The organism is Enterobacter sp. FUJ80071 (assembly GCF_038739915.1).
GTDB classification, from domain to species: domain Bacteria; phylum Pseudomonadota; class Gammaproteobacteria; order Enterobacterales; family Enterobacteriaceae; genus Enterobacter; species Enterobacter kobei.
Genome location: NZ_JBBXKH010000002.1, coordinates 60,175 through 80,889, shown reverse-complemented (window position 1 = coordinate 80,889; position 20,715 = coordinate 60,175). Strand labels below are relative to the sequence as shown.

At 47.8% G+C, this 20,715-nt stretch carries 21 protein-coding genes and 1 pseudogene; 9 read left to right on the top strand and 13 right to left on the bottom strand.

Annotated elements, in window-relative coordinates; all coding sequences use genetic code 11:
• Window positions 1–19 precede the first annotated feature (19 nt).
• The 6 genes and pseudogenes from AAER43_RS23430 to pspA form a co-directional block, all read right to left on the bottom strand.
• On the bottom strand, window positions 20–1,312 hold the full coding sequence (locus AAER43_RS23430; RefSeq protein WP_048235278.1) for an ABC transporter substrate-binding protein: 1,293 nt from the start codon (window positions 1,310–1,312) through the stop codon (window positions 20–22).
• Window positions 1,313–1,328: 16 nt separating this feature from the next.
• A pseudogene (locus tag AAER43_RS23425) lies at window positions 1,329–3,007 on the bottom strand (sugar phosphorylase).
• A 190-nt stretch (window positions 3,008–3,197) separates the two neighbouring features.
• Window positions 3,198–3,428 carry a phage shock protein PspD gene (pspD, locus tag AAER43_RS23420; RefSeq protein WP_003833267.1) on the bottom strand — a complete coding sequence of 77 codons (231 nt, stop codon included), beginning with the start codon at window positions 3,426–3,428 and terminating at the stop codon, window positions 3,198–3,200.
• 8 nt (window positions 3,429–3,436) lie between these two features.
• The gene (pspC, locus tag AAER43_RS23415; RefSeq protein WP_040093158.1) at window positions 3,437–3,796 is read right to left on the bottom strand and encodes an envelope stress response membrane protein PspC; all 360 of its coding nucleotides are present in this window, start codon (window positions 3,794–3,796) and stop codon (window positions 3,437–3,439) included.
• Window positions 3,796–4,020, bottom strand: coding sequence for an envelope stress response membrane protein PspB (gene pspB / locus AAER43_RS23410; RefSeq protein WP_003020509.1), 225 nt, complete (start codon window positions 4,018–4,020; stop codon window positions 3,796–3,798). Before pspB ends, pspC begins: the two co-directional genes overlap by 1 nt.
• Window positions 4,021–4,074: 54 nt before the next feature.
• The gene (gene pspA, locus AAER43_RS23405; RefSeq protein ID WP_003020532.1) at window positions 4,075–4,743 is read right to left on the bottom strand and encodes a phage shock protein PspA; all 669 of its coding nucleotides are present in this window, start codon (window positions 4,741–4,743) and stop codon (window positions 4,075–4,077) included.
• Between the two features lie 155 nt (window positions 4,744–4,898).
• On the opposite strand from pspA, the gene pspF reads away from it, so the two are divergent.
• Window positions 4,899–5,888 (top strand): phage shock protein operon transcriptional activator, encoded by a 990-nt coding sequence (pspF, locus tag AAER43_RS23400; protein ID WP_161495982.1) that lies wholly within the window; start codon window positions 4,899–4,901, stop codon window positions 5,886–5,888.
• A 94-nt stretch (window positions 5,889–5,982) separates the two neighbouring features.
• Window positions 5,983–6,627 (top strand): quinolone resistance pentapeptide repeat protein QnrB6, encoded by a 645-nt coding sequence (locus tag AAER43_RS23395; protein WP_001749994.1) that lies wholly within the window; start codon window positions 5,983–5,985, stop codon window positions 6,625–6,627.
• Window positions 6,628–6,718: 91 nt separating this feature from the next.
• On the opposite strand, the gene AAER43_RS23390 is transcribed toward AAER43_RS23395, so the two are convergent.
• Window positions 6,719–7,627, bottom strand: coding sequence for an SDR family oxidoreductase (locus AAER43_RS23390; protein ID WP_087878576.1), 909 nt, complete (start codon window positions 7,625–7,627; stop codon window positions 6,719–6,721).
• 29 nt (window positions 7,628–7,656) lie between these two features.
• Window positions 7,657–8,354, bottom strand: a protein-coding gene (locus AAER43_RS23385) for an IS1-like element IS1B family transposase (protein WP_095033700.1) whose coding sequence is annotated in 2 segments (ribosomal slippage) — window positions 7,657–8,105 and window positions 8,105–8,354 — 699 coding nt in all. Because the reading frame shifts where the segments join, the coding sequence is not laid out codon by codon here.
• A gap of 325 nt (window positions 8,355–8,679) precedes the next feature.
• Here AAER43_RS23385 and umuD point away from each other — a divergent pair.
• Both umuD and umuC read left to right on the top strand, forming a co-directional pair.
• The gene (gene umuD / locus AAER43_RS23380; RefSeq protein WP_000111290.1) at window positions 8,680–9,114 is read left to right on the top strand and encodes a translesion error-prone DNA polymerase V autoproteolytic subunit; all 435 of its coding nucleotides are present in this window, start codon (window positions 8,680–8,682) and stop codon (window positions 9,112–9,114) included.
• Window positions 9,104–10,357 (top strand): translesion error-prone DNA polymerase V subunit UmuC, encoded by a 1,254-nt coding sequence (gene umuC, locus AAER43_RS23375; RefSeq protein WP_001371894.1) that lies wholly within the window; start codon window positions 9,104–9,106, stop codon window positions 10,355–10,357. The genes umuD and umuC overlap by 11 nt, the downstream gene beginning before the upstream one ends.
• Before the next feature lie 45 nt (window positions 10,358–10,402).
• Here umuC and AAER43_RS23370 read toward each other — a convergent pair whose 3' ends face one another.
• Window positions 10,403–11,212, bottom strand: coding sequence for a DsbA family protein (locus tag AAER43_RS23370; protein WP_000031378.1), 810 nt, complete (start codon window positions 11,210–11,212; stop codon window positions 10,403–10,405).
• Window positions 11,213–11,474: 262 nt separating this feature from the next.
• On the opposite strand from AAER43_RS23370, the gene AAER43_RS23365 reads away from it, so the two are divergent.
• Window positions 11,475–11,930: a hypothetical protein gene (locus tag AAER43_RS23365; protein WP_223230168.1), complete on the top strand. Its 456-nt coding sequence runs from the start codon at window positions 11,475–11,477 to the stop codon at window positions 11,928–11,930.
• Between the two features lie 59 nt (window positions 11,931–11,989).
• Here the strand turns inward: AAER43_RS23365 and AAER43_RS23360 are convergent, their stop codons facing one another.
• The 3 genes from AAER43_RS23360 to AAER43_RS23350 all read right to left on the bottom strand — a co-directional run bounded on the left by AAER43_RS23360 (window position 11,990) and on the right by AAER43_RS23350 (window position 13,612).
• Window positions 11,990–12,250: a hypothetical protein gene (locus AAER43_RS23360; RefSeq protein ID WP_001439466.1), complete on the bottom strand. Its 261-nt coding sequence runs from the start codon at window positions 12,248–12,250 to the stop codon at window positions 11,990–11,992.
• Between the two features lie 195 nt (window positions 12,251–12,445).
• A complete protein-coding gene (locus tag AAER43_RS23355) occupies window positions 12,446–12,838 on the bottom strand; it encodes a hypothetical protein (RefSeq protein WP_000843243.1) in 393 nt (130 codons plus the stop codon).
• Between the two features lie 24 nt (window positions 12,839–12,862).
• Window positions 12,863–13,612, bottom strand: a complete 750-nt coding sequence (locus AAER43_RS23350) for a thioredoxin fold domain-containing protein (RefSeq protein ID WP_000720274.1) — start codon at window positions 13,610–13,612, stop codon at window positions 12,863–12,865.
• A gap of 147 nt (window positions 13,613–13,759) precedes the next feature.
• On the opposite strand from AAER43_RS23350, the gene AAER43_RS23345 reads away from it, so the two are divergent.
• From AAER43_RS23345 to AAER43_RS23330, 4 genes are all read left to right on the top strand, one after another.
• Complete coding sequence (locus AAER43_RS23345) at window positions 13,760–14,299, top strand: lytic transglycosylase domain-containing protein (protein ID WP_000494968.1); 540 nt, start codon at window positions 13,760–13,762, stop codon at window positions 14,297–14,299.
• An 82-nt stretch (window positions 14,300–14,381) separates the two neighbouring features.
• Window positions 14,382–14,939: an HAD domain-containing protein gene (locus AAER43_RS23340; RefSeq protein WP_001371950.1), complete on the top strand. Its 558-nt coding sequence runs from the start codon at window positions 14,382–14,384 to the stop codon at window positions 14,937–14,939.
• A 123-nt stretch (window positions 14,940–15,062) separates the two neighbouring features.
• Entirely contained in the window at window positions 15,063–16,124 is a 1,062-nt protein-coding gene (locus AAER43_RS23335) for an HNH endonuclease (RefSeq protein WP_000902297.1), read from the top strand.
• Window positions 16,125–16,133: 9 nt separating this feature from the next.
• Complete coding sequence (locus AAER43_RS23330; RefSeq protein WP_000654195.1) at window positions 16,134–16,640, top strand: YrhA family protein; 507 nt, start codon at window positions 16,134–16,136, stop codon at window positions 16,638–16,640.
• A gap of 122 nt (window positions 16,641–16,762) precedes the next feature.
• On the opposite strand, the gene AAER43_RS23325 is transcribed toward AAER43_RS23330, so the two are convergent.
• Window positions 16,763–20,713 carry a conjugal transfer protein TraG N-terminal domain-containing protein gene (locus AAER43_RS23325; protein WP_000386160.1) on the bottom strand — a complete coding sequence of 1,317 codons (3,951 nt, stop codon included), beginning with the start codon at window positions 20,711–20,713 and terminating at the stop codon, window positions 16,763–16,765.
• Between the last annotated feature and the right edge of the window lie 2 nt (window positions 20,714–20,715).

Genomic DNA, 20,715 nt, shown 5'->3' with positions numbered 1-20,715 from the left:
ACGGCTTTCCATTTCCCCATTAGCGCTGTTCAACAAGGTCATCCAGTTTGGTCTGGCTGGCCTTCATCGTCGTTGAAAGATCAGCTTTTCCTACCGTGACGTTGTGCACCATGGTACTCACGATGCCGGAGCCGGTTACGTCGCCCATGCGGGTAAAGTTCTTATCACCGACGGCGCCAAAGACCTGAATATTTGGCAGTTCGGCAATCAGTTGATTGGGTAATTCACCCAGCGCTTTGATAACGGCGTTATCTTTCCACGTCGAAGTATTCACCACCGCTTTGTTGACCGGCAGCGCCGCCCCTGGCGACATCATGACCCAGTCCGCAATGTTGTCTGCCTGCTCCATAAAGGTGACAAATTTCTCTGCCGCTTCTGTCTCTTCGGTTTTTTGACCTGCGGTAATGGTTAGCGACGTCAGCATGCCGTAAACAGCGGAATCTTTTTCCGTCGGCACCATAAAGCCAACATTTTTAGGATCGCCCTCTTTGATCACCGCCGGGAGGATATAGGTGGAATAAATCGCCATTGGCGCCGTGCCGTTCATGAAAGCATCTTTGACTTCCATGATGTCGTTCGAGCCAGGCATGGTGTTCATGGCAAGTTGGCGGTAATACTGCAACGCCTGCGCCATTTCAGGTGTGTCGAGCGTAATCTTTCCCTGCGCATCAAAAACGTTGGCCTGGTTAGAGAGCGCGAACTGGGAGAATGACTGTTCGGTCAGAACGCTTTCTGCCGTAGGTAGCGCAATGCCGTATTTCTTACTGCCAGGATTGTTGAGCTTCTGCGCCACGTTCAGCAATTGCTGCCAGTCTTTTGGCTCTTCCAGTCCCGCTTTTGCCAGCACATCTTTGCGGTACCAGATCCCGCCAATCCAGGCGCTGACCGGAACCCCGGTCCATGCACTACCGTCTTCAGTGCGTACAATACGCAGGATGCCATCATAAAAAGTACCCTCACCTACGCCGTTGATGACCTGCGCTACCGCTTTACGGTCGATGAGGGACTCTTTGTCCATAACTTTCGCGTAGTCATGGCTGGTTTCAATGATTTCAGGCAGAGAACCACTGCGCGCCAGGGTGATGACCTTGGTGTTGTAAGCATCTTCTTCCACAGGGACCTGTTTGACGCTGATGCCCGGGTTTTCTTTTTCAAAACGCTCAATCAGTTTTGCGATAACCGCTTGCCGCTCCTGCTCAACAGAAGAGTGCATAAATTCAATCGCGACAGAGGACTTTTTATCATCCTTACACCCGGAAACCAGAGCGCAGGAAACCAGTGCTGAAATCAGCACAATTTTAGCTTTAAGCATGAAATGTTCCTTTTTATTACTTAACCCACATGACCTGCCAGGCGTACAACGTTAATTCCTTACCTGAAATAGTTTTACCGCTAATCAAATCAACTCCATTTTCAATGTCAATACGAATGGTTTGAGTATGACCGCTGACATTAAATAATCCGATAACTTGCTCACCTGTTTCCGCCATACGTTTAATTTGCATTACGGCCGGTGTAATACTGCTAATTTGAAAATCACTATCAGGATGAAATGCTTTATTATTGCGACGTATTACAATTAGTCGGGATAACTCATGATAAATAGCGTGACGCAAACTGGTTTCATCTTTCAGCTCCGTTTCTATTTGTCTTACCTGATATTTTTTGCGGTTAATCGCACGGTTATAACCGAACGTCTCAACACCTTTATAATCATTGCGTGACCCAAGGATGCTTTGAATGTAAACCGCCGGCACTCCTGGAAAACTCAGCAAAATGGCATGTGCGAGAATAAAGCGAGAAAACCGTTCGGCATCGCTACAATTACCAGGCGTTAGCGCATCCATATATGTCACGTTAATTTCATACGGACTGCGACTGCCATCAGGGTTATTTTTCCAGTTAACCAGCGCGCCTTCCTGTTGTAGTTCCGTCACCAGCCGCATGATCTCGTCTTCAGGCAACAAACCGCGTAATGGGTTGAGACCAATGCCGTCATGCGATGCGAGGAAATTAAACCATGTGGTCTCAGTCGATGGCAGTTCCAGCGATTGCGCCCACTGACACAATGTCGTTGTATCCTGGCGTTGTACCGCATGCAGCACCAGCGGCGGCAGCGAGAACTGGTACACCATATGCGCTTCATCATGGCCATTACCGTAGTAGGACACGTTATCCTTATGCGGGACGTTGGTTTCGGTAATAATCGCCGTACCAGGCGCCGCGCAGTCAGCAATAGCGCGTAATAGTTTGATAAGCTGATGCGTTTTTTCCAGATGAATACAGCTCGTTCCAGGCTCTTTCCACATAAAGCCAACCGCATCCAGGCGGACATAATCAGCGCCCTGCTCAAGATAACTTAGCAGCACATCGACCATCGCCAGTAATACCACCGGGTTGGCATAGTTGAGATCGATCTGGTCATCGCTGAACGTCGTCCATAAGTGACGCACGGTGTTATCTTTTAGCGTAAAAGGTGTCAGTAACGGTAATGCGCGTGGACGTGTGACGTTGCTCAGGTCCGTATCAGGATCCATTGCAATAAAGAAATTTTCATAACCGTCAAGCTGTTGCAAATAATTATTAAACCACTCGCTTTTAGCTGACATATGGTTACAAACAAAATCAAACATCAGTCGACTGGATTCACCTAATTCCTTAATATCATTCCAGTCACCGGTTTCTTTGGCAACCTGATGGTAATTAATCACGGAAAAACCATCATCCGATGACCACGGATAAAATGGCAGCAGATGCACATGAGAAAATGTCGACTTAAGCCATTCATTATAAAACTGATTAAACGTCGGTAGCGGTTTTTACCAGCCCCGTGGAATTGATCGGCGTAGGTAATAAGCACCACATCGCCCTCGTCCCAATGCGCTTTACGGATTTTTTTAATTAATCCCTGTGATTTCTCTAAACGTGCAAACAGCGCTTCATAGTGGCATGAAGTAAATGTATGACCATAAACTTCTGTCAGGCATTTTTGGATTTTTTGGTTCACCTTCGATTCTCGTGGTAGCGGTCCCATGAATCAAGAGACTACTCTGCGGGAAATAAGCTGTCAATCAGCTAAGGTGGTCTTGAGGGGGGTAAAAAAAGAATTTTGGCAGCCAAAAATCGTATTTGTGAGCTGCCGCAAATTAACTGAGGGAATGTTGATTAATTGTTGCTTGCTTTTGCTGATTCAAATATCAGGGTTGATTACCTGAATAACGTTTCGACAATTTTGCCGCAGCCCGACTCAACACCGGTTCCAGAACCAACGCCAGCAGCATTTTTAGCGGGCGTCGGGCGACGGACTTCACCGCCCACCCTGCTACACCCGCCGGGCCGTAGCGCAGCGCGGTCAGAAGCACCAGCTTACCTGCTATTTTAAAGCCCGGCTTAACCCTTTGCCCGGCACGTTGCCAGCGATTGTTCATTTCTGTCCTCACAATTGACGGAAGCGACTACGTAAGGAAAAAGTATCGGACGTCACATAACGTTCCATTTCACGTAAACGCTTTTCACTTGCCGCCAGCTCGCGATCGACGGCATCCAACAGCTCACCGCTTGATGGCTGCTGCTCGCCGGAAACCACGTTGTCCGGCATCGGATCCAACACAAACGTCAGCACGATGTAGGCGACAAAGGTGAAAAAGGCCAGACCAAAAAAGATGGACAGTACCACCAGGATCCGCACCAGTTTCACAGGCACATCGAGATAATGCGCAATACCCGCGCAAACCCCTTTCACCATGCCCTGCTGCGGTATACGCCACAGTTTTTTATTCAGATTAACGCCTCCCATTAGCGGTCCCTCCAGTTTGGATGTTCAGCATCAAGAATGTCTTCCAGCGCCTGAATGCGCTCGCGCATCCGCTGTGCGTCATCGTTGAGTTCGACCAGACGTTGCTGTTCACTTTGCGACAGTTCACCACGACTGGAACGGTTGCTGTAATGCAGCCAGAGCCAAATCGGTAAAACGAACAACACAAAGATGGTTAACGGGATGGCCAGAAATAGCGCGCTCATGAGTACTCCTTACAGGTGATGAGCGGCGGCGCGTTCGGGCGCCGCCAGATGTTATTATTGCTTGTCTTGCTGCATTTTGGCTTTAAGTTGCGCCAGCTGCTCGCTGATTTCATCATCTGCTTTCAGGTCTGCAAATTGCTGATCCAGAGACTTCTGTTTACCGAAGTTATGGCTTTCAGCCTCGGCTTCCATCTGATCGATACGACGCTCGAAAGATTCAAAACGCGCCATCGCTTCATCAAGTTTACCGCTGTCCAGTTGACGACGAACATCACGCGAAGAACTCGCTGCCTGATGACGCAGCATCAGCGCCTGCTGACGAGCACGGGTTTCACTGAGTTTATTTTCCAGCTCACCGATCTCTTTTTTCATACGCGCCAGCGTATCGTCAACCAGTGTCACCTCATGCTCCAGAGAGGCAATTAAATCGGTCAGTTTCTGCTTTTCAATTAACGCAGAACGCGCCAAATCTTCTTTCTCTTTACGCAGCGCAAGTTCTGCTTTTTCCTGCCACTCTGCCTGTTGCGCGCTGGCCTGTTCAATACGGCGAGATAATTGTTTCTTTTCTGCCAGCGCACGCGCTGAGTTGGAACGTACCTCAACCAGCGTGTCTTCCATTTCCTGGATCATCAACCGCACCAGCTTCTGCGGATCTTCAGCCTTTTCCAGCAACGCGTTAATGTTGGCGTTCACGATGTCGGCAAAACGAGAAAAAATACCCATAATGTAATCCTCACTTACTGTTCTGATATCGGGCAATGCCCTGCTGTTTTCGTAATGCACGGGGCGTGCCAACTTTTTATCTAATTGATTCTAATAATTATATCTAATTTTACCTGTTGCGAAAATTAGGGTAAATTGGTGAATAACACTAACAAATGGTGAATTTCATCATGGCAGGATACAAAGATAATCTTCTGGGCGAAGCGAACAGCTTTATTGAAGTGCTGGAGCAGGTTTCTCATCTCGCGCCGCTGGATAAACCAGTACTGGTTATAGGTGAGCGCGGGACCGGGAAAGAACTTATCGCCAACCGCCTGCACTACCTCTCCACCCGCTGGCAAGGCCCGTTTATTTCGCTTAACTGCGCGGCGCTAAACGAAAATTTGCTTGATTCCGAACTGTTTGGTCACGAAGCGGGTGCCTTTACCGGCGCGCAAAAACGCCATCCAGGACGTTTCGAACGCGCCGACGGCGGTACGCTGTTTCTCGATGAACTGGCAACTGCCCCGATGTTGGTACAGGAAAAATTGCTGCGCGTTATTGAATATGGCGAGCTGGAGCGCGTAGGTGGTAGCCAACCATTACAGGTTAACGTACGACTTGTTTGTGCGACCAATGCTGACTTACCTCGCATGGTTAGCGAAGGCACTTTCCGCGCGGACCTGCTGGATCGCCTGGCCTTTGACGTGGTGCAACTCCCACCGTTACGCGAGCGTCAAAGTGACATTATGTTAATGGCCGAACATTTTGCCATTCAGATGTGCCGCGAGATCGGATTACCTCTGTTTCCGGGTTTTAGTGCCGAGGCCAGAGAAACGCTCCTCCACTACCGTTGGCCGGGCAATATTCGTGAACTGAAAAACGTCGTGGAGCGATCCGTTTACCGGCATGGAACCAGTGATTACCCGCTGGATGAGATAATCATTGACCCCTTCCGCCGCCACACTACGCAGCCGCAGGCGCCGGAAACTAAACCGATGTCTGTAGGGTTACCGCTGGATCTGCGTGAATTCCAGCAGCAGCAAGAGAAAGACTTTCTACAAACCAGCTTACAGCAGGCAAAATTTAACCAGAAAAAAGCCGCTGAATTACTGGGGCTGACTTACCATCAGCTTCGCGCTTTGCTGAAAAAACACCAGATTTAACGCACATTTGCAGATGTCATATTGGCGGATTTGACGCATAACCCCATCAGGGTTTACCATGACGCCATTACTGTATAAAAAAACAGGTACAAATATGGCTCTGGCACTCGTTGGCGAAAAAATTGACAGAAACCGTTTCACCGGTGAGAAAATTGAAAATAGTACATTTTTTAACTGTGATTTTTCAGGTGCCGACCTGAGCGGCACTGAATTTATCGGCTGTCAGTTCTATGATCGTGAAAGCCAGAAAGGGTGCAATTTTAGTCGTGCGATGCTGAAAGATGCCATTTTTAAAAGCTGTGATTTATCCATGGCGGATTTTCGCAATGCCAGTGCGCTGGGCATTGAAATTCGCCACTGCCGCGCACAAGGCGCAGATTTCCGCGGCGCAAGCTTTATGAATATGATCACCACGCGCACCTGGTTTTGTAGCGCATATATCACGAATACCAATCTAAGCTACGCCAATTTTTCGAAAGTCGTGTTGGAAAAGTGTGAGCTGTGGGAAAACCGTTGGATGGGTGCCCAGGTACTGGGCGCGACGTTCAGTGGTTCAGATCTCTCCGGCGGCGAGTTTTCGACTTTCGACTGGCGAGCAGCGAACTTCACACATTGCGATCTGACCAATTCGGAGTTGGGTGACTTAGATATTCGGGGCGTTGATTTACAAGGCGTTAAGCTGGACAACTACCAGGCGTCGTTGCTCATGGAGCGGCTTGGCATCGCGGTGATTGGTTAGCATTCACGGAGCGGTAAGTACCGCTCCCGCCCTTATACAATAGTGTCCGCCCTTGCCTTAAAAGTCACTTTCGACGCACAGAGCGTAAACGTTAGAGGGTTCCGGTCCCCCCATCAGAACACCAGACCTGACCAGACGTATAGCTGTTCTCCCGAGCGGCCAGGGTGACATAAAGCGGCGCGATTTCCACCGGTTGACCAGGGCGTCCCAGCGGCGCATTTGCCCCAAATTTCTCCACCTTTTCCTGCGGTTGACCACCACAGCACTGCAGTACAGTCCAGTATGGACCCGGCGCGACGGCATTGACACGGATCCCTTTCGGGGCCAGCTGTTTCGCCAGCGATTTAGTAAATGCCACGATAGCTGCTTTAGTCTGAGCATAATCAAGCAAGATTTCACTTGGCTCATAAGCCTGTACGGAGGAGGTATTAATTATCACGCTGTCTGGTGAAAGATGGGGTATGGCCGCTTTGGTGATCCAAAACATAGCGTAAACATTGGTTTTGAATGTTGCGTCGAAGTCTTCTGTGGTGAGTTCCTCAATTGACTCACAAAATTGCTGACGACCCGCATTATTGACGAGGATATCCAACCCTCCCAGTCCTTTTACCGCCTGTGTTACCAGATGACCGCAAAAAGCCTCATCACGGATATCTCCGGGGATGGCCAAAACATTTCTGCCTGCTTTTTTTATCAGATCGACCACTTCACGTGCATCGTCTTCTTCTTCAGGTAAATAGTTAATCGCAACATCAGCGCCTTCACGAGCATAGGCAATAGCAACAGCACGACCAATCCCTGAATCCCCACCGGTAATTAATACCTTGCGCCCATTCAGGCGACCGCTTCCCTGATAGCTGTCTTCTCCATGATCGGGGCGCGGTTGCATTTTCCCCGCCAGCCCGGGAAAGGGCTGCTGCTGCTGTTGAAAAGGCGGCGCCGGAAAACGCGCAGAATTGCTTTTATTGATGGTCTTTTTTTCCTTGTTTAAGCCAGCCATTCAATTACCTCTCAGGTAATGACTCCAACTTATTGATAGTGTTTTATGTTCAGATAATGCCCGATGACTTTGTCATGCAGCTCCACCGATTTTGAGAACGACAGCGACTTCCGTCCCAGCCGTGCCAGGTGCTGCCTCAGATTCAGGTTATGCCGCTCAATTCGCTGCGTATATCGCTTGCTGATTACGTGCAGCTTTCCCTTCAGGCGGGATTCATACAGCGGCCAGCCATCCGTCATCCATATCACCACGTCAAAGGGTGACAGCAGGCTCATAAGACGCCCCAGCGTCGCCATCGTGCGTTCACCGAATACGTGCGCAACAACCGTCTTCCGGAGCCTGTCATACGCGTAAAACAGCCAGCGCTGGCGCGATTTAGCCCCGACGTATCCCCACTGTTCGTCCATTTCCGCGCAGACGATGACGTCACTGCCCGGCTGTATGCGCGAGGTTACCGACTGCGGCCTGAGTTTTTTAAATGGCGGAAAATCGTGTTGAGGCCAACGCCCATAATGCGGGCGGTTGCCCGGCATCCAACGCCATTCATGGCCATATCAATGATTTTCTGGTGCGTACCGGGTTGAGAAGCGGTGTAAGTGAACTGCAGTTGCCATGTTTTACGGCAGTGAGAGCAGAGATAGCGCTGATGTCCGGCAGTGCTTTTGCCGTTACGCACCACCCCGTCAGTAGCTGAACAGGAGGGACAGCTGATAGAAACAGAAGCCACTGGAGCACCTCAAAAACACCATCATACACTAAATCAGTAAGTTGGCAGCATCACCACCTCGCTGAACCTTGCCATATAAGCATCGTACTCAGCCTGGTCTTCAGGAGATAAAAAATTTGGTGGGAGGAGCATCAGAATCCTTTCATCCTAGCTTGTATACCTTCTTCGTAGGCCAGCTCGCCATTATCGGTAAAAGATGGTTTTTGATGTTTATGATAAAGCTTAATTTTTCGTCAGGCTTGATAGCGTTACCGGAGAGATTTGATCTTTTCTCTTCAACTCGCAATACTGTTTATACATACAGTACAAGAATTCGAGTGTAGCTATGTCTGTTATCCTTGAGCACATTAGCAACAAGCCTTACGAAATGGCACCTTTTTTCAGTGATTTACTAAGCTGTGGAGTGATGAGTCCGTGCGCCGGGCATGAAGATAATGAATTAAATTTGCATGAATATGTAGTCCGCAACCGCCCCTCAACCTTCTTTGTCAGGGCGGCGGGCCTCAGTATGATCAATGCCGGTATCAATGATGGAGCAATACTGGTTGTGGATCGGTCTTTAACAGCACGACACGGCTCTATCGTCGTTGCGCTGGTGGATGGAGAGTTTACGGTAAAGATCTTACACACGTATCCTGAGCTGCTTTTGATGCCTTCTAATCCAGCCTATAAGCCGATACGTGTAAATCCTGAATCCCTTGAGATATGGGGCGTCGTCACCTTTGCACTGAATCAGTTCAGCCATGTACATGCACGTTGATATTAACGGAGCCTATGCGGCATTTGAGTGTGCGATGGATCCCAAGCTGTCAAAAAAGCCGCTCATCATAGCCAGCAATAACGATTCGTCCGTCATTGCAATGAATAAACTGGCTAAAAGCGTTGGTATTAAGCGTGGGACCCCAATTTTTAAGTGCAGGGATTTGATTCAGCAACACCGGATCGAAGTCCGGAGCTCTAACTTTACTTTGTATGAAGACTACTCAAATCGCTTCCATGAAACGCTGGAAAGCTTCGCGCCTCAATCGAGTCGATATAGCATAGATGAAAATTTCATGTTATTGAAAAACATGAACAAGATAATAGATTATGAAGATTACGGCCGGTTGATCAGAAGTACACTTCTTCATAATCTGTCCCTTACCTGTGGTGTGGGTTGTTCAAGCACCAAAACCCTCGCTAAATTATGCACCTATGCGAGCAAACGATGGGCAGCTACAGGCGGGGTTGTAGTTTTGACTGATCAGGCCAGGATCAGGAAGCTCCTGAGCCTGATCAGTACCAGAGAAATATGGGGTATTGGTCGAAAGATTAGTGAACGCCTGTCGGCTTTCGGGATCATCACTGCCGGTGATTTTTATAATAGCGACGTTCGCTTTTTACGTAAAAGCTTTGGCGTTGAAATCGAGCGTACCTGGCGGGAACTGCATGGCGAACCATGTTTCCGGCTGCACGAGTCTCCTCCTGTCAGGCAACAGATTATCGTTTCCAGAAGTTTTGGTCAGCGCCTTAATGAGATAGGCAAGCTACATGAGGCAGTTTCATTTTTTACCGCCCGGGCGGCAGAGCAGCTGCGCAAGGATGGCTCGTGGACCCGTCAAATCACAGTCTTCATTCAGAGTAGCAATTATGCGCAAGGTGAAAACCGCTACAGCAATTGTGGTATCGAGCCGCTTACCGCTACACAGGACACCCGCGATCTGGTTGATGCAGCCATGACCATCCTGAACCGCATTTACAGACCCGGGATAGCGTATGCGAAAGCAGGGGTAATGCTCTCCGCTATGACTGACGGCACAGAGCAACTCAGCCTGTTTGATACTCGCCCGGCCAGGCCTGGCAGTCAGGCACTGATGAAAGTTATGGACCGGTTCAATAAAGAAAAGCGCGGAGCTCTGTTTTTACTGGGGGAAGGCATTCAACAGGATTTTCGTATGAAGCAGGCCATGCTATCACCGAGATATACGACCCGCTGGGATGAATTACTCGTTGTAAAAGCGTAGCGGCCATGACCGGCATGGCCGTACTCATCAAATGTGAAAGTAACTTTAGGCCCCGCGAGCTTTTTCGATTGCGCCCTGCAAAGTTGCTGCGTCCATAGCCCCGGGGATAAATGTGGTAGTCGCCGCATTCGGCTTTTTCATATTCATAATGATGAAACCGGGTGTGCCGGTGATCCCGAGCGCTTCGCCCAGCTGCATATTGCCGGAGATCACGTTTTCATACCGGTTTTTTTCCCTGTCAGAAAACGTGCTGTTAAACCCTGACTTTTCCACCACAGTATTAAAGTCAGTGAGTTCGAATTTGCGTTGAGAGGTCATGAAGGTATGAGCCACAGCCATCAGGTTGTTGTGGTACTTACGATAGGCTTCAGCACCGAAATTCTGATAGACGTGCAGACCCGTAGCGGCCCCCATGGCAGATACAGGTTTTGAACCGGCAAAAATCGGGAATTCTTTAAAGAAGAATTTTACATCTTTGCTCTGATTCATTACCGATTCAACAACAGGTGTAACCCGCATGCAGTAAATACACTGATAGTCGAAGAACTCGATTACCGCGACGTCGGCGTCATCAGGGCCGATGTTTGGCGTCTCCTTGGTATCCAGCAGAGCTGGCGCATATGGAATTATTCGTTCCACTGAGGCACTCACGTTCTGATTTTCCAGCGCCTTACCTGCTTCCACTAAATAATGGGGATTTTTTACCAGGTAAGTAGCGGCAATTTTGCCAATTTCTTCCTCACTGAGCACCTTCGGTTTAAAATAAGTTGCCGTGATTAACGCCGAGGCAGCGGTAGCAATAACCGCAGAAATTAAAATCGTGGCCATCGGTTTTAAATAAAATTCTTTAGACATAGCTACCTTTATGCTTTTCAGCCTGTTAGTTATTAACCTGCGATGGATTATACTGGCCCGGTAAATCGGAATTATTCGTGAAACAATGCTTTTTGGAGATTAAAGGATGATTAGGCAGGGCTTTATACTCACAACCGCAATGCTTTTGAGTGGATGCGGATATCATTTCGCAAACCAGGTAGATGCGTACGATCTAATGCCTCGTCCTGTTACAAATAAAAGGTTTCAGATAGTCCCTCCGGACGAAAGTATTCAGTCCAGAATGTTTTCAGGCCGTTTTGCTGATGGATTAGCAAAAAAAGGAGTCATTATTTCCACTCACCAGCCAGATTATGTGCTCAGGTTCCGAATCAGCAGCTCACAGGAGAACATGCAGTATAGCGAGCAGCTTCTTACTGGGGTGACAGGCTACGTTGTAGATAAAAAGACAACGAGAACTGACAAGCATGGCGAATTGCATACTGACTATGACTACAAGCCAGTCGATGGGGTAATAGGCACTGAGACGATGTCGCAGATGCACTATATGCGACAGCTGGATGTCGAGGTATACCCGTCAGCGAAAGGAGCAAAGCAGGTTCTGAAAGTGAGTATGCAAAGCAATGCACCTGTGCCGTCAGACAGCATTGCTTATTCAGCAATGATCGACGCCTTTACTGATAAATTTGATGCGCCGCTGCGTTCCGGAAATTATGTTGCAGTGATCCCCTGGAACTGAAAGCAGACGGCGGGAAGAGAATGTTCAAAAGTGACTTTTGGACACGCACATTAACGTGGCTATCGCCCTCCCCCATTAAAATCATAAAGTCGGTAAAGATCGCCCATCGTGATGGAATTGGGCTTATTAATGAACAGATACTGTAACTGTTCTTTATGTTGAGTACTGGCAGCTGCATTCATAAGCACTTCCAGGTAGAACTTGTAGCCTATGCTTCGCTCTGAATACATATACTGGAACTGCATCAGTAAAATGCCTGACATAACATACAACAGCAGCAGACTGAGTAATACAGTGCTATCAGGCTGTTCCAGTGCCATACTGACATACCCTGAACCCAGAATGCACAGAAGCCACCCCGTCATTAGAGCAGGCACCCTACGACTCAGACGTTTATAACAACGTTTTATTACGGGATCCCGGAGATACTTTTTGTCAGGTATCCCCGTTGCTCTGATGACGAAGCTACTGAGTATCGACATCTTTTTTCCTTCTGGACGCTCTCAGTCAATAAATCAGGCCAGGCGCTCATTGAAAGCTACCACGAGCTGCGAATCGGGATTTTTTACCAGTTCGGGCCGGATAACTTTTAGTTGCCTCGTTGGGGCGAGCTCATCTGTAGGCCTGATGGTGGTATTACCCGGCCCCTTGCGGGTACTGTCGGTGTTTACCTTGAGCTTTTTATTTCCCAGGTAGCTTTCCATCTTTTTAGAGATGGTGTCACCTGTGGTCGCAACACCAGAGAGTTCCTTTAGATGTTCACCTTTATCCATTTGTACCGATGACATCAGAAATCCGATTCCGGGATCGTTTTCCGTTCCACAGGCTCCGTACTGACATTGTGCAGCGAAAACGGGCTGTACACCTACAGCAACCAGCATTAACGTACTCAGTAAAGTAGATTTCATACACACCTCTTACAGTCGGAAAAGTTACTTTTGCGCAGCGCCCATTTGGGTCACCAGGTTTTCCGGGCTCAGCCACCCCGTAAATAACTGCGGTTTGCCGCTTAGTGTCACCATGGTAGGAGTACCTTGCAGCGGGATTGTTGAGGCCACCTGGAAATGCGATTTGATAATGTTTAAGCAAGCCTCATCAGGACGTCCTTCCGGGATAGTTGAAACCGGATTCATCGCTGCATCCAGAGCTTCGTTTGGCTTTGCTGAACACCAGATTTTGGCCATGTTCCCGGCTACTACCGAGTTCAGTCCTGCACGTGGGAATGCAAGAAACTTAATCGAAATACCGGCATCAAGATAAGACTTCAGATCATGATGCAGTTTTTGGCAGTATCCACAGGTTATATCGGTAAAGATAGCAAGCCGGTATTTTTCGTTTGGTGATTTGTAGTCGATGGATTTTGTTTTGGATGCGAATTCCCGGACGCCCATTAAAATGGCCTGCTCAGTGGTGTTTACCACATCTTTACCTTTCACGTGGAATAAGCTTCCGGTAAAAATGTAATCTCCGTCTTTGCTCACGTAACTTACCCCCTCCCTGGAAATCACCGTAAAAATATCTTTTACTGGCGAGGGTTCGACGTGCTCGATTGAAAGCCCAATGGCTTTGAGCTTATCCCGGGCTGCATCTGGCAGTACCATTGTATTAACCGGCTCGGCATTCATCGTGAAGGCGGTACTTAATGAAAGAAGTAATACCGATGCCTTAATAATTTTTTTCATTTCCGCTCCTTAAATCGAGCACTAATATTATCACGCCCCAAAATTCCAGAATTTTGCTTAAACGCTTAAATCAACGGGTAAAGCCGAAAGAAAGTCGATAGATATATGGGAGAATAGATAAAACGTAGATTCAGTGGAGAAATCGTTGTGTTTACACCACCAGCAGATGATGTGAAACCTATTCCCGTTCCTGATGAGATTTACACTCAGTGCATTACGGATGCCGCCCGCTACTTCGGAATTGATGCTGAACTGGTTTTTACGTTGTTTGACAATGAAGGCGGTAAGGTTGGTACTTTCAGCAGGAATACTAACGGCACTTATGATATTGGCCCAATGCAGATCAACTCATCCAATCTACCTGAAATAAAAAAGCATTTCCCGACGGTAACGTGGCGGGTTCTGGCTTACGATGCTTGCGCAAGTTTCTGGGTTGGAACATGGTGGCTCTATAGAAAAATTGTTGATCGCAAGGGCAATGTGTTTGAAGGGATTGCAGATTACAACAGCAAAACCCCAAAGGTACGTGCAAAGTACATATTTAACTTCATGGTAAAGTACAATCGCCGGATCCAGCAGCGTAACGGGATGGGTGAGCTTTATCAATGGACCCAGCAACCTCCTCGATACAATGGCCATATAGCTAAAAATGTCCCGGAGCAAAACCCGACTCCTGTTGTTAAATAAATACAACCCGATATTACAGAAGATCATCGAGTGGCTTGGGTAAACCACCACAAATATTTCACACTGACTCAGGAGTAATATATTGTCTTCTTCTGCAAGAAATTTATTTAAGATTCTCTCTTCTTTCTTGATCCAGAAAAACCCTCATCATGAAGAAGTATGTGTTCATGAAGAAACAACAGCTGGTTTATGGGCCCCTCTCCCTGATTCGCATGTCGTGCTTTTCTTAGATTTCGATGGGGTTTGCCACAGGTGTAAAAATGAAACCTTTGAGCGAATGCCACTGTTAGAGAAATTGCTGGATAACTGCCCTGCCATGGTGATTGTTATCTCCAGCTCATGGCGTGAGTGCGCTAATACAAGTTATCTGAAATCTCTGTTCCGGGTGCCTTATAGAGACAAAATCATAGGTGCAACCGGTTCGGTATATTTAAAACACGGACAGACTGGTGTGCGGGCTGCCGAGTGTGAGGACTTTGTCTTTTCACATCGAGTTAAAGCATTTATCTGCCTTGATGACGACGAATCATTATTTCCGGCCGGTTATCCGCATTTGCACAAAACCGATTATTACACGGGCCTCACCGAATCTGACCTTGCAGCTCTTAACGCAAGGTACCATCAGCTCATGGGACGCTGATGAACAAAGTAACTTTCCTTTTACCCTGTCACTGCTGATCTCGTACGCCCATCCACTTTAGGATTGATTGTTTTATACCATACGCAATAATGTCTCATATGAATTCGACAAGAAAGGGACATTATGCTGCATCACTGTCAGGCTAAGTCACTGGATGACATATACCTTGAGGATATTCCCCACATCATACATCCGGCCACGGCGGTACATGACCTCGAAGATACCGCCCTGCCAAACCGGATTATTCAGGAATGGAATTTACCGCAGGGATATACACAGTTTGTCAGCCGGTATCACCAGTTCCACCATCAACGCCCCTGGCTCGCTTACCGCGATACGCTTGACGACATCAGATACGGTAAGATCGTTCTGCTTAGAAAAGACATAACCGGCAATGCCGGGCCGGGGGTTATATCAAATGGCAACCTACGCAATGACCTGCCCCTGTCCCTCTTTACCCGTCTGCGCGATATCATCTCTCGTCAGTTGAAACGCCCGGGGTATTACGTTCGATCAACGACACCAGCACAGCACGCCCAATCAACAAAAACCATTAATTCCAAAGCGGCTGGTCGTCTTCTCGCAGCTGGCGGGCTTTATAATGGAAATGTGGAGGGATTTCGACATACGGCTGAACAACTTGGCGGCGAAGCTGTTGAAGGCTATGACCAGGTATTGAACGAAACAACTTCAGGTATGCTGGTTGCAGCGGCTTCACTTCTGGTTATCCGAAATCCAAGGTCTGCGGATGAATTGACAAGTTATCTCGGCAAGTACAAAAAAGCACACGTTTTGCTCGATGATATGAATGTTAGCGAATTGAACTACATGCGCCGAGACAGAGCTGAATATTTAGCTCTCCGTGGACAATTCAACAATACTGTACGCCCTAACTTCCTTAAATCACTTTCAGACCACCCAGATGCCCTGGCTACGTTTGAACCTAACGATTTGATGAAACTTGCAACAGGCAAGGTCCCCTCTGGGTGGCAGGTTCACCACAAGATCCCTCTTGATGATGGTGGCACAAACGCTATAGACAACCTGGTACTTATTCAGAATTCACCATACCATTCAGCACTGTCGAAAGCACAATCCATCATTACGAAGGATCTACCGTATAATTCAAGCACCAAAGTTCTATGGCCATCGCCGAACGGTGTTATCTACCCGGTAGGAAAGTAAGAGGCGCTCATGAAAGATTTAACTCAACTACTCAGCAGCTTAAAGAGGTTGATGGTTGCAGATCACTACCCTTTAGCCAGCCCGGTAGCCCCGGAAGTCTTGAAAGACTTAATCTGCAATCCGCCTCCAGTGGAGTGGGCAGATCACAAAAAGAGCGCCTATATAGATATACAGAAACTCATTAAAACCAGGCTTGATTATGCCCAAGTGTTTAATGCTATGGATGGTTTTGAGTACAACGGACTTACGTTTTATAACCTTGTTCAGGCAGAGAACGAAAATCTATTGTGGTCAAATATTTACATACGCAACTTTGAAGCACGAGACAATGAAATCTACGTTGACCCAAATCTCACTGATAAGGTGTTAATCGGAGAAGATGGCATGTCACTTTTCGCTTATAGTTTTGCAGACGACTGCTTTCAGATAAGAGACAAAGCATCTACTGATTATGTTATTGAATCTCATACAGAGTTTGATAGATTTTTGTCTTCACTGATTCAAACCGTCAGTTGAATGTTCCGCAAGAGCGGTACTTCTGAAAAAAAGGCCGCAAACACATACTTTGCGGCCTTAATTGTTTAGCAGTAATTTACAATCTATTGATAGTCATTTCAGGAGGTTATATTCAACCTCCCTTATTTTTTATTTTCATTAAGCCACTGATCCGCTTTATCGACACGTGACTGGTAAGGCTCATTTGTGTTGCTCAGCTCTGACTTCATGTACTGAATGAATTCATCTGCTTTCTGAGGCCCAAAGCGTGGGTCATCCGTCAATTGCTGCCGGATAGCCCTTTCAGAGTTCTGCGCTGCATTCGCATAAGTCGAAACGCCGTCGCTGCTAATACTCTGATACCGGTCACTTACAGCTGCGACGCCATCAGACATCTGCATGTGATTAAGGACTTTACCCTGGAGAGAATCAGGCATATTTGCAGGGTTAGAGGCATCATTTGCTATCGATGTCTGGGTTTGAAGGATGCCCGCTCCCGTAAGCATCTCATTTACCGGTTTCGCCCCAACGCTGGTTAGCGTATCCGAAACAAATTGCTGGCCCCCGAGTAGCGCACCAGAAATCGCGCCCCGCTCAGTGTTGGCCTCTATCTTTTCCCCAACCAAGCGATCTGTGACGGTCTGAGTGCGGTTACCAACGAGACCACCGCCCGACCCACCTTCTCCCAGGTTTGCCCGTACGACTGACTCAAGTGAACCATCAGCTCTGTTATGAGTGTTGAAACTGCTATGGATGCTCTTAACGTCATTCATACTCCAGTTAACGTTATAGTTACCCAGTTCATTAAGGATCTTCTGGGTATCCGCTTTGAGCTGCTCTCTTTCGGCACCGGTAGCCATGGTGCTGGCACCATAGGTAAAGACAGCTTGCTGTGCCAATTCAGCTCGCTTATCGTCCCGGCTTAAGTTCGGGTTGTTGGCAACACGACTAAAGTAGTTATCAGTGTTATTAGATAAGCCACGAACTTGCCCGCTCTGATACATACTGTTCAAAGCAGTGGCTCGTTGATCCATTCCATCACCAACCACCCGACCTCCAACCTTTTCCAGATCGTTAAATGTGCCTTCTGCATTTCTGACATCCTGACCCGAATTGACGACTTTCTCTACACCCTGATTATTCAGTACAGGTCCATTCTTTTCGAGAGAATTAAGCACATTCCTTTCTTCATCAGAATAAGTGCGGCCCACGTTGTTGTTATGTATTCCCTGAATATCGCCTTTGCCCGCGTTATCAAGGTTATACGGAGTAAAGCCAGCTTCACTTTTTCCAGGGACATGCTGTGTCGCGTCCTGAGCGTTGGAGGAAAGACCGAGTTTAGCCTGCGAATCTACACTTCCACCCAGTTCCCCTACGCGTGACGCACTCATCACGCCAGACGTATTTACGCTGTCAGGAGTTCTATCCTGTGCCTGAGTGATAGTATTAATTCCTGACCCGTCACCTGAAATTCTGTCGAGCTGATTGGTGATAGGTAGCAGCTGCTGTGCATTACCACCGAAGTCGGAAACCAGACTTTTAAGCAGGCTGGAGGTTTCACGGAGATCCTGTTTATTACTTTCGGCCGTCTCTCCCCGGGCGGTATCAATCGCAATTTTTTGCTCACTGAAATCTCGGGTTGCAGCCACAAGCGCGTCAGTACGTTGAAGCTGCGATCCAAGCTGATTACTGGCCTTGAAGGTATCGTTATAGGAGTTGAATTTCTCCATAAACGCATTCTCATCCAGCCCATTCTTACGAGCAAAATTCCTTACATCATCATCACTGAAGTTTTTGTTGCGAATAGAATCGGAGAACCTGTCCAGGTTAATGCTTTGTTTAGAATCAAGGCTCATTCCACTATTGGAGCTTGCGTTAGTCGAAACCGATGTAGAAATATTTTGCGCCATCGTCTGTGTCGCCTGGTTCATTTTCGACGATGCTTCTTTAAACGCATTAGTATTGGATATCTGATCGCTGCTTACCTGAGACGCCGCTTTACTGAACTGGTCAGTTAACGCAGAATCCTGGCTAAGCTGATTCGTGATTGCTTTTGAAAGGTCATTTGAAAGCGAGTCACTGCCTGTATTGGTCTTAGATGCACCGCTACTCAATTGCCCTGCTACAGCCGCTTTCAGCCCGGCTCCATTGCCAGTTCCAACACCTCCATTAAGCCCAGCGTTGAGAATAACATTTGAAGCAATGCTGGCCATCTGAGACGCACTCACCCCATGTTTCGTTGCAATACCTTCTGCTACAGAGGCACCAATCTTATCCGAGATCTGCTTCATTGTTTGCAGGTTGGTTGAGAACTGCTGGCTCGACTGTCCTGACCTTCCAATTTCGCTCATCTGACTGTAACCAGCCTGGAATGAATTACTTGCCGCACTCATAACTGATGAGGTTACAGCTGATCCTTGTCCCTGGCTGTTAGCGATACTTGAACCAGCATTCCACATTCCAAGACGGAAATTACTTGAATCAACTGCGCCGCCATCGCTGTATCCCTGACCGGTACTGGTTAAGGCGGTTCGTGTCACGTCACCAAATGAAGATTTACCGCTGTTAGGGCCATCCCATACTTTGGGCGTTACATGACCAGTATCCACCGGCGCATCGGGGGTCACTCCCTTAACCGCATTCATCATCGGGTGAATCGACTGTGTCATCAGGAATAATGTGAGTACCGGAATCAGAGCATAGAGGGCGGAAGCAACAGACAGGTATGAACTGTATGTTTCCGCAAGCCCTGGGAGTCCCATCCACGTGACGGCATTATTCTGGCTGTTGAGGGTGCTCCAGGTATCCAAGTCGGCCGTCGCGACTTTCTTCACATACGCGTTGACCATTACTGCCGTAAGCGGCCACATATTCACGAAGAGGATAAGTTGCAAATATTTCGCCGCAGCGGCAACACCATTACCACCTAACGCCAGCAGCATAAGCAAAGCAAATGGAGCAACCATATAAGCAAACATTTCAAGGAATGCGATTGCTGCTCCCGACAGTTGTAACCACAACTGGCCCTGTGAAGCCATTGTGTTGGTTCGCTTCAGAGAAGCCTCAAACAACTGCATATCGGAAGCCAGACCGAGTGGGGTCTTATATTTGCTTGCGCCATTTCTGAGCTCATTCATAATGAACAGGTTCAGGGTGGCGTCATACGAACCAATAGCCTTACCGTACATACCATTTGCTGACGCCATAACATCAGTAAAGCTTGCGCCGGTAGGTGCACCATTTGCTTCGTCTGGAGTAAGGATGCCGTTTGTCTGTCCTATAAGGGAAATAGTCTGGCGAGCTTCAGCTGTACTGGTAACCTGTTTCACAGTTGACCAGACCTCATCACACGTACCAGATTTTGAACCGTTAGCGCCAACAATACTGGCAGAGGCATTCTTCAGTGCGCCTTTCATCGCCTGATTAATCCGGTCCATGCTATCTGCCAGATTAGCTGAGAAAATATCGTTAAAAATAGTTTCTTTACCGGCAATATTTGCGCTTGAGTTTTGGGTAGCCTTCAGGCAGTTGTATGCAAGAGACTGAACGGTAGCACATACGTTCATTGGCCCTAGCCCGCTGGCCGGTTCAGGAAATGCGGAACAGTAGCCCTGGCTATCGCCGCCCCATTGCAAAAACTTCACGAATCGGATCATCGGACCGAGGGTGATGTCATCGTCCAGAGTTGTTGCAGACAGGTCCACCGGAGAAAGCGGATCAAACGCTGTTTTATAATCCTTCAGCAAACCCTGGCTTAAGTTAGTGGTGACGGTTGCCATCGCAGCAATAAAAATTGGAATTCCGTCGACGTTTCTGACCTCTCCCGACTTTACAGATTCAATAGTTACATCCACTCGAACCATTGCCATCATGAAAAGGATCAACCCCAAAAACCAGGAGAAAAACGGTAATTCATTTTTGGTCGGAGCCTGAAGCCATAGCCACGTTTTATAGAATAGGCTCACACCTGCTACAACGGCGGCCGTGGTCAAGAACTCTTTTACACCAGTATATTGAGAAAAGATCAGGGCAATACCGGTAAAAGCCGACCAGACAAAATCAATATCACCCAGGGTATATATGTTGTAATCCATGT

What these genes read in the sequence shown, in the direction of transcription:
- AAER43_RS23365 (WP_223230168.1), top strand. Translation starts at nt 11,475, where the DNA reads ATGTTTTCAGGCCGTTTTGCTGATGGATTAGCAAAAAAAGGAGTCATT.
- AAER43_RS23335 (WP_000902297.1), top strand. Translation starts at nt 15,063, where the DNA reads ATGCTGCATCACTGTCAGGCTAAGTCACTGGATGACATATACCTTGAG.
- AAER43_RS23330 (WP_000654195.1), top strand. Translation starts at nt 16,134, where the DNA reads ATGAAAGATTTAACTCAACTACTCAGCAGCTTAAAGAGGTTGATGGTT.
- AAER43_RS23390 (WP_087878576.1), bottom strand. Translation starts at nt 7,627, where the DNA reads ATGGCTGGCTTAAACAAGGAAAAAAAGACCATCAATAAAAGCAATTCT.
- AAER43_RS23370 (WP_000031378.1), bottom strand. Translation starts at nt 11,212, where the DNA reads ATGTCTAAAGAATTTTATTTAAAACCGATGGCCACGATTTTAATTTCT.
- umuD (WP_000111290.1), top strand. Translation starts at nt 8,680, where the DNA reads ATGTCTGTTATCCTTGAGCACATTAGCAACAAGCCTTACGAAATGGCA.
- AAER43_RS23325 (WP_000386160.1), bottom strand. Translation starts at nt 20,713, where the DNA reads ATGGATTACAACATATATACCCTGGGTGATATTGATTTTGTCTGGTCG.
- pspF (WP_161495982.1), top strand. Translation starts at nt 4,899, where the DNA reads ATGGTGAATTTCATCATGGCAGGATACAAAGATAATCTTCTGGGCGAA.
- pspA (WP_003020532.1), bottom strand. Translation starts at nt 4,743, where the DNA reads ATGGGTATTTTTTCTCGTTTTGCCGACATCGTGAACGCCAACATTAAC.
- umuC (WP_001371894.1), top strand. Translation starts at nt 9,104, where the DNA reads ATGCACGTTGATATTAACGGAGCCTATGCGGCATTTGAGTGTGCGATG.
- AAER43_RS23395 (WP_001749994.1), top strand. Translation starts at nt 5,983, where the DNA reads ATGGCTCTGGCACTCGTTGGCGAAAAAATTGACAGAAACCGTTTCACC.
- AAER43_RS23350 (WP_000720274.1), bottom strand. Translation starts at nt 13,612, where the DNA reads ATGAAAAAAATTATTAAGGCATCGGTATTACTTCTTTCATTAAGTACC.
- AAER43_RS23360 (WP_001439466.1), bottom strand. Translation starts at nt 12,250, where the DNA reads ATGGCACTGGAACAGCCTGATAGCACTGTATTACTCAGTCTGCTGCTG.
- pspD (WP_003833267.1), bottom strand. Translation starts at nt 3,428, where the DNA reads ATGAACAATCGCTGGCAACGTGCCGGGCAAAGGGTTAAGCCGGGCTTT.
- pspC (WP_040093158.1), bottom strand. Translation starts at nt 3,796, where the DNA reads ATGGGAGGCGTTAATCTGAATAAAAAACTGTGGCGTATACCGCAGCAG.
- AAER43_RS23355 (WP_000843243.1), bottom strand. Translation starts at nt 12,838, where the DNA reads ATGAAATCTACTTTACTGAGTACGTTAATGCTGGTTGCTGTAGGTGTA.
- AAER43_RS23430 (WP_048235278.1), bottom strand. Translation starts at nt 1,312, where the DNA reads ATGCTTAAAGCTAAAATTGTGCTGATTTCAGCACTGGTTTCCTGCGCT.
- pspB (WP_003020509.1), bottom strand. Translation starts at nt 4,020, where the DNA reads ATGAGCGCGCTATTTCTGGCCATCCCGTTAACCATCTTTGTGTTGTTC.